Source organism: Klenkia taihuensis (assembly GCF_900112525.1).
GTDB classification, from domain to species: Bacteria; Actinomycetota; Actinomycetes; order Mycobacteriales; family Geodermatophilaceae; genus Klenkia; species Klenkia taihuensis.
This window is the reverse complement of sequence record NZ_FOMD01000001.1, coordinates 1,569,762-1,576,711: the sequence shown is the minus strand read 5'-3', so window position 1 is coordinate 1,576,711 and position 6,950 is coordinate 1,569,762. Positions and strand designations below refer to the sequence as shown.

The window sequence follows — 6,950 nt, the reverse complement described above, 5'->3', positions numbered from 1 at the left end:
GCCCACGTGTTACTCACCCGTTCGCCACTAATCCACCAGCAAGCTGGCTTCATCGTTCGACTTGCATGTGTTAAGCACGCCGCCAGCGTTCGTCCTGAGCCAGGATCAAACTCTCCGTAGATGAATTCAACCCAGACCAAGAACCAAGACCTGACAGATCTTGATCATCAATCCAGAAACCCCCAGACCCACAAGCCTGAAGGGGTCAAACAGTTGGCACTGACTTTCGGCACGCTGTTGAGTTCTCAAAGAGCGGACGCGCAAGAACCCCGGCCTCCCGGCCTTCGATGTCTCGGCTTGTTGTCCTGCTCGGCGCTTCGGGCCCGACCTCGCGGTCGTCCCCGGCGCAGAGAGAAAGTTACGCCACCGGTCGGGGCGCGTCAAACCCGGGGGGTCCCCCGGGTGGCGTCCCGGCGTCCGGCGGGGGTGCCTGCGGGGTGAACGAGCAGGTCAGCGGATTCCGAGCCGGCGCCGTCTGGGAGGCAGGTCACGTGTCGGCGGGGTGTCGCGGGCGTGTCGGACGCGTCCGCGCTCCCCCACCCGACCCGTCAGAGACCCAGCAGCGACTCGATGCCGATGGTCAGACCGGGCCGGCGCTGGATCTCCCGGACGGCCAGCAGCACCCCCGGCATGAAGGAGGACCGGTCGTAGGAGTCGTGCCGCAGGGTCAGCGTCTCGCCGTGGGTGCCGAGCAGCACCTCCTCGTGCGCGACGAGACCGGCCAGGCGCACGGCGTGCACGGGCACGCCCCCGACCACCGCGCCGCGGGCACCGGGCAGCGACGACCCGTCCTGGGTCGCGTCGGGTGCCGGGGCGACGCCGGCGTCCGCCCGCGCCTGGCTGATGAGCTGTGCGGTGCGGGTCGCCGTCCCGGACGGGGCGTCGACCTTGTTCGGGTGGTGCAGCTCGACGACCTCGACCGAGGTGAAGAAGCGGGCGGCCTCGGCCGCGAACTTCATCAGCAGGACCGCACCGATGCCGAAGTTCGGGGCGATGAGCACACCGAGCTCGGGCTTGGGGGCCAGCCACTCCCGGATGGTGGCGATCTTCTCGTCGTCGAAGCCGGTGGTGCCGACCACGCAGTGGATGCCCTGGTCGATGCAGAAACGGATGTTCTCCATCACCGACTCCGGACGGGTGAAGTCCACCGCGACCTGGGCACCGGCGTCGGCGACGTTGAACAGCCACTCGCTGCCCTCGACCATGGCGACCAGCTCGAGGTCCTCGGCGTCGTCGACCGCCTTGCACACCTCGACACCCATCCGGCCGCGGGCACCGAGCACCGCGACCGGGGTGAGCGGGCCGTCGGGGGCGGGGGCGGTGACGGGGCTGCTGGAGGTCATGGCCGCACCCTGACGGGCGCCCGACCCGGATGCAACCCCGGGACGATCAGCGGCGGGCGAGGGTGGCCGCGCGCCAGAGCAGCAAGCCGGCCAGCACGCCCACCACGTCGGCCAGCCAGTCGCCGAGGGAGGCGTCGCGGCCCACCAGGTCGGTCCCCTGCAGCGCCTCGCTGACCGCGGCGTAGAGCACCATCAGCACGGCGGTGACCCCGCGACCGACCCCGGCCCACCGCGCGGTGAAGGCCAGGGCGGCGAACAGCAGGGCGTGCACCACCTTGTCCACGCCGTAGGGGGTGGTGGGCACGTCGCCCGGCGGGGCGAACAGCACGGCGAGGGACACCAGCACGCCGACCGCGAACGCGCCGCGCGCCAGGGCACCGTGCTCGGTGAACCACTCCCTCATGCCGACAGCCGCTCCAGGTCCCTGTCCCGGTAGGGGCCGACGACGGCCAGCGCGGTGGGCCGGGCCAGCAGGTCCGCGGCGACGGCACGCACCTCGGCGGTGTCCACCGCCTCGAGCCGGGCCAGCACCTCGCGCACGGGCAGGTACTCCCCGTAGGACAGCTCGCTCTTGCCGATCCGGCTCATCCGCGACCCGGTGTCCTCCAGGCCGAGCACCAGCCCGCCCTTGAGCTGACCGATGCCCCGGGCCACCTCGTCGTCCCGCAGGCCGTCGGCGGCGACCTCGGCGAGCCCGGCCCGCACCAGCCGGAGCACCTCGGGGACGCGCTTGGGAGCGCAACCCGCGTAGACGGAGAAGACCCCGCTGCCGGCGTAGTGGGTGAGCGAGGACCCCACGCTGTAGACCAGGCCGCGCTTCTCGCGGATCTCCTGGAACAACCGTGAGCTCATCCCGCCGCCCACGGCGGCGTCGAGGACGGCGGCGGCGTACCGGGTGGGGTCCAGCCGGCCCATCCCGACCGAGCCGAGCAGCAGGTGGGTCTGCTCGGTGCGCCGGTGGATCAGGCCGGTCCGGTGCGCGGGCACGCCGGGCACGCCGTCGTCGCCGAGGCGCAGCGGGTCGGGGCGGGCCCCGCCGGACAACCGCTCGCCGAAGGCCGCGCGCACGAGGTCGAGGACCTGCGCGTGGTCGACCCGGCCCGCGGCGGCCACCACGATCGAGGGCGTCGCGTACCGGCCGCGGTACCAGCCGTCGACGTCGTCCCGGGTGAGCGACTCGATGGACTCCACGGTGCCCAGCACCGACCGGCCCAGCGGGGTGTCGCCGAACAGGGTCGAGGCGAACAGGTCGTGGACGGCGTCGGCGGGCTCGTCGTCGCGCATGGCGATCTCCTCGAGCACCACCGTGCGCTCGGACTCCAGGTCCGGGGCCGTGTTGAGTGCGTCGGTGACCAGGTCACCGAGCAGCGTCACCGCCAGCGGCAGGTCGCTGGCGAGCACGTTGGCGTAGTAGCAGGTGTGCTCCTTGGCGGTGAAGGCGTTCATCTCACCGCCCACGGCGTCCATGGCCGTGGCGATCTCCAGCGCCGTCCGCGAGCGGGTGCCCTTGAAGAGCAGGTGCTCGAGGAAGTGCGAGGAGCCGGCCAGCCCGGGCGTCTCGTCGCGCGAGCCCACGCCGACCCAGATGCCGACCGTCGCGGAGAGCACGCCGGGCATCTGCTCGGTGATGACCCGCAGGCCACCGGGCAGCTCGGTCCGCTCGACGCGGCCGCCGACCTCGTCGACGTCCAGCACCTCGGTCTGCCCGACGGCGACCGGGGTGGGCGCCTGGTCGGCACCCACCCCGGTCACGGTCGAGCTGCGGTCAGCCGTGGTCACTCACCCGCGGGGGCGGCGGCCTCGGCCGGCGCCTCGGCGGCGCCGCCCTCGACCACGGGCACCAGGCTGATCTTGCCGCGGGCGTCGATGTCGGTGATCTCGACCTGCAGCTTGTCGCCGACGTTGGCGACGTCCTCGACCTTGGCGATCCGCTTGCCGTTGCCCAGCTTGCTGATGTGCACCAGGCCGTCGCGGCCGGGCAGCAGGGAGACGAAGGCACCGAAGGCGGTGGTCTTGACGACCGTGCCCAGGAACCGCTCGCCGACCTTGGGCAGCTGCGGGTTGGCGATGGCGTTGATCCGGTCGACCGCGGCCTGGGCCGAGGGGCCGTCGGAGGCGCCGACGTAGATCGTGCCGTCGTCCTCGATGGTGATGTCGGCGCCGGTCTCGTCCTGGATCGCGTTGATCATCTGGCCCTTGGGGCCGATGACCGCACCGATCTTGTCGACCGGGATGCGCACCGTGGTCACCCGGGGGGCGAACGGGCTCATCTCGTCGGGGCCGTCGATGGCCTCGAGCATGACGTCGAGGATGTGCAGCCGGGCCGCGCGGGCCTGGGTCAGCGCACCGGCGAGGACGTCGGAGGGGATGCCGTCGAGCTTGGTGTCCAGCTGGAGGGCCGTCACGAAGTCCTTGGTGCCGGCGACCTTGAAGTCCATGTCGCCGAAGGCGTCCTCGGCGCCGAGGATGTCGGTCAGCGCGACGTACTCGGTCTTCCCGTCCACCTGGTCGGAGACCAGACCCATGGCGATGCCGGCGACCGGGGCGCGCAGCGGCACACCGGCGTTGAGCAGCGACAGGGTCGAGGCGCAGACCGAGCCCATCGAGGTCGAGCCGTTGGAGCCCAGGGCTTCGGAGACCTGCCGGATCGCGTAGGGGAACTCCTCGCGGTCGGGCAGCACGGGCAGCAGGGCCCGCTCGGCGAGGGCGCCGTGGCCGATCTCGCGGCGCTTGGGCGAGCCCACGCGGCCGGTCTCGCCGGTGGAGTACGGCGGGAAGTTGTAGTTGTGCATGTAGCGCTTGCGGGTCACCGGGTTCAGGGTGTCCAGCTGCTGCTCCATGCGGAGCATGTTGAGCGTGGTGACGCCCATGATCTGGGTCTCGCCGCGCTCGAACAGCGCCGAGCCGTGCACCCGCGGGAGCACCTCGACCTCGGCCGACAGGGGCCGGATGTCGGTGACGCCGCGGCCGTCGATGCGGACCTTGTCGCGCAGGATGCGCTGCCGGACGACCTTCTTGGTGACGGCGCGGAAGGCGGCGGAGATCTCCTTCTCGCGGCCCTCGAACTGGTCGGCCAGGGCGGCCTTGACCTCGTCCTTGAGCGCGTCGGTGGCGTCCTCGCGCTCGGCCTTGCCGGCGATGGCCTGGGCCACGGTCAGCTTCTCGTGCGCCTGGGCCTCGACGGCGGCGTAGACGTCGTCCTGGTAGTCGAGGAACCGGGGGAAGTCCTGCACCGGCTTGGCGGCCTTGCCGGCCAACGCCGACTGCGCCTCGCACAGCGCCTTGATGAAGGGCTTGGCGGCCTCGAGGCCCTGGGCCACGACCTCCTCGGTGGGGGCGGTGGCGCCACCGGCGACCAGCTCGATGGTCTTCTCGGTGGCCTCGGCCTCGACCATCATGATCGCGACGTCGCCGTCGGGCAGGACCCGGCCGGCCACGACCATGTCGAAGACGGCGTCCTCGAGCTCGGTGTGGGTGGGGAAGCCGACCCACTGGCCGTTGATCAACGCGACGCGGGTGGCGCCGACCGGGCCGGAGAACGGCAGGCCCGACAGCTGCGTGGACGCCGAGGCGCCGTTGATGGCGAGCACGTCGTACAGGTGGTCGGGGTCCAGCGAGAGCACGCTGATGACGACCTGGACCTCGTTGCGCAGGCCCTTGGCGAAGGTCGGGCGCAGCGGGCGGTCGATGAGCCGGCAGGTGAGGATCGCGTCCTCGGAGGGCCGGCCCTCGCGGCGGAAGAACGAACCGGGGATCTTCCCGATCGCGTACATCCGCTCCTCGACGTCCACCGTCAGCGGGAAGAAGTCGAAGTGGTCCTTGGGCTGGCGGCCGGCCGTGGTGGCCGACAGCAGCGTGGTGTCGCCCATGGTGGCGACGACGGAGCCGGCGGCCTGCTTGGCCAGCCGGCCGGTCTCGAAGGTGACGGTGCGGGACCCGAAGGACCCGTTGTCGATGACCGCGGAGGCGGTGAAGACGCCGTCCTCGGCGTCGTAGTCGACGGTGTCGGTGGGTGCGGACATCTCGTGAGTCCTCTTCCTGCGCCGCATGCGGCGGCGCCCTCTTGGTTCGGCGGTCTGCGCCGGGTGGTCCCTGGGACCGGTCTTCGATCGAAGCCCTCGGGTCGCGGGGCTGGTGCCTGCCGCGTCCCGGGGGCCACTACCGAGGACCGGGCCGTGCGCGGTGCGCGACCAGGGCCGGTGCGTGGCCGCCTGGGCCCGTGCGGCGGGTGCCGCACGGGAGAGGGGACCGTCCCCGCGGTGCGGAGCCGGTCCCCTCGACGTGCTAGCGGCGCAGACCGAGCCGCTCGATGAGCGAGCGGTAGCGGTTGATGTCGGTCTTGGCCAGGTAGTTCAGCAGCCGGCGACGCCGGCCGACCAGCAGGAGCAGGCCCCGCCGGCTGTGGTGGTCGTGCTTGTGCTGCTTGAGGTGCTCGGTCAGGTCGCTGATCCGTCGGGTCAGCATCGCCACCTGCACCTCGGGGGACCCGGTGTCACCCTCGACCGTCGCGTACTCGGTCATGATCTGCTTCTTCGTCGCGCTCTCCAGCGCCATGGGTGCCTCCTGGGCAGGTCACGTGTGGCCCCCGGTCGGTGTCACGGGGGCAGCATGCACACACGTCGGCAGGGCCGACGCCGTGGGCAAGGCTACACGGTGCCCAGGACGCGCCGGGTCTCGAGGACGTCGCGGTCCATCTGCTCGACCAGCGCCTCGGGGCCGGTGTAGGCGACCATCGGGCGCAGCCGCTCGGCGAACTCCACGCCCACGTGCTCGCCGTAGAGGTCGCCGGACCAGTCGAGCAGGAACGCCTCCACGGTGCGGTGGGTGCCCTGGAAGGTGGGGTTGGTGCCCACCGAGATCGCGGCCGGGAAGCGGCGGCCGCTGCGGCCGGCCCGGTCGCGCAGCACCAGGTGGCCGGCGTAGACGCCGTCGGCGGGGACCGCGGTCCAGGGCGGGGACTCCACGTTGGCCGTCGGGTAGCCCATCTCGCGGCCGCGCTGGTCGCCCTTGACCACCACGCCGTCCACCCGGTGCGGCCGGCCCAGCGCGCGGGCCGCCGCACCCAGGTCGCCGGCGGCCACGCACGCCCGGATGTAGGTGGAGGAGATGGTCACCTCTCCCCCGCCGGCGGAGTCCGCGGTCAGGTCCAGGCCCTCGACGGCGAAGCCGAACCGCCGTCCCTCGCGGGTGAGGGAGGCGACGTCCCCGGCGGCGCGGTGGCCGTAGCTGAAGTTCTCCCCCACCACCACGGCCACCGCGTGCAGGTGCTCGACCAGCACGGTGTGGGTGAAGGACTCCGGGGACAGGCGGCTGAACTCCGGCGTGAAGGGCAGCACGCACATCGCGTCCACGCCCAGCTCGGCGACCAGCTCGGCCTTGCGGTCGGCGGAGGTGAGGATGGCCGGGTGCGAGCCGGGCCGCACGACCTCGGCCGGGTGCGGGTCGAAGGTCAGCAGCAGCGCCGGGCGGCCGAGGCTGCGCGCCCTGGCCACCGCGGCGCCGATCAGCTGCTGGTGCCCGCGGTGGACACCGTCGTACATGCCGACGGTGACCACCGTCCGGCCCAGGTCGCCGGGGGTCGCCTCCAGGCCGCGCCAGCGCTGCACG

6 protein-coding genes and 1 rRNA gene are annotated in these 6,950 nt (G+C 72.3%); all 7 read right to left on the bottom strand.

The window, feature by feature from the left end; translation table 11 throughout:
* Positions 1-121 (bottom strand): 16S ribosomal RNA (locus BM158_RS07805); the annotation flags it as partial.
* Between the two features lie 427 nt (positions 122-548).
* Positions 549-1,343 carry a 4-hydroxy-tetrahydrodipicolinate reductase gene (dapB, locus tag BM158_RS07800; protein ID WP_091556029.1) on the bottom strand — a complete coding sequence of 265 codons (795 nt, stop codon included), beginning with the start codon at positions 1,341-1,343 and terminating at the stop codon, positions 549-551.
* 46 nt (positions 1,344-1,389) lie between these two features.
* Complete coding sequence (locus BM158_RS07795; RefSeq protein ID WP_091556027.1) at positions 1,390-1,746, bottom strand: VanZ family protein; 357 nt, start codon at positions 1,744-1,746, stop codon at positions 1,390-1,392.
* Positions 1,743-3,086, bottom strand: a complete 1,344-nt coding sequence (locus BM158_RS07790) for a M16 family metallopeptidase (RefSeq protein ID WP_229827920.1) — start codon at positions 3,084-3,086, stop codon at positions 1,743-1,745. The genes BM158_RS07795 and BM158_RS07790 overlap by 4 nt, the downstream gene beginning before the upstream one ends.
* A gap of 32 nt (positions 3,087-3,118) precedes the next feature.
* Positions 3,119-5,365: a polyribonucleotide nucleotidyltransferase gene (locus BM158_RS07785; protein ID WP_091556023.1), complete on the bottom strand. Its 2,247-nt coding sequence runs from the start codon at positions 5,363-5,365 to the stop codon at positions 3,119-3,121.
* A 262-nt stretch (positions 5,366-5,627) separates the two neighbouring features.
* On the bottom strand, positions 5,628-5,897 hold the full coding sequence (gene rpsO, locus BM158_RS07780) for a 30S ribosomal protein S15 (RefSeq protein ID WP_091066175.1): 270 nt from the start codon (positions 5,895-5,897) through the stop codon (positions 5,628-5,630).
* 92 nt (positions 5,898-5,989) lie between these two features.
* Complete coding sequence (locus BM158_RS07775; protein WP_091556021.1) at positions 5,990-6,949, bottom strand: bifunctional riboflavin kinase/FAD synthetase; 960 nt, start codon at positions 6,947-6,949, stop codon at positions 5,990-5,992.
* Position 6,950: the final 1 nt, after the last annotated feature.

Bases quoted from the DNA above. Each gene is read 5' to 3' on its own strand.
- BM158_RS07795 (WP_091556027.1), bottom strand. From the start codon at position 1,746: ATGAGGGAGTGGTTCACCGAGCACGGTGCCCTGGCGCGCGGCGCGTTC.
- rpsO (WP_091066175.1), bottom strand. From the start codon at position 5,897: ATGGCGCTGGAGAGCGCGACGAAGAAGCAGATCATGACCGAGTACGCG.
- dapB (WP_091556029.1), bottom strand. From the start codon at position 1,343: ATGACCTCCAGCAGCCCCGTCACCGCCCCCGCCCCCGACGGCCCGCTC.
- BM158_RS07785 (WP_091556023.1), bottom strand. From the start codon at position 5,365: ATGTCCGCACCCACCGACACCGTCGACTACGACGCCGAGGACGGCGTC.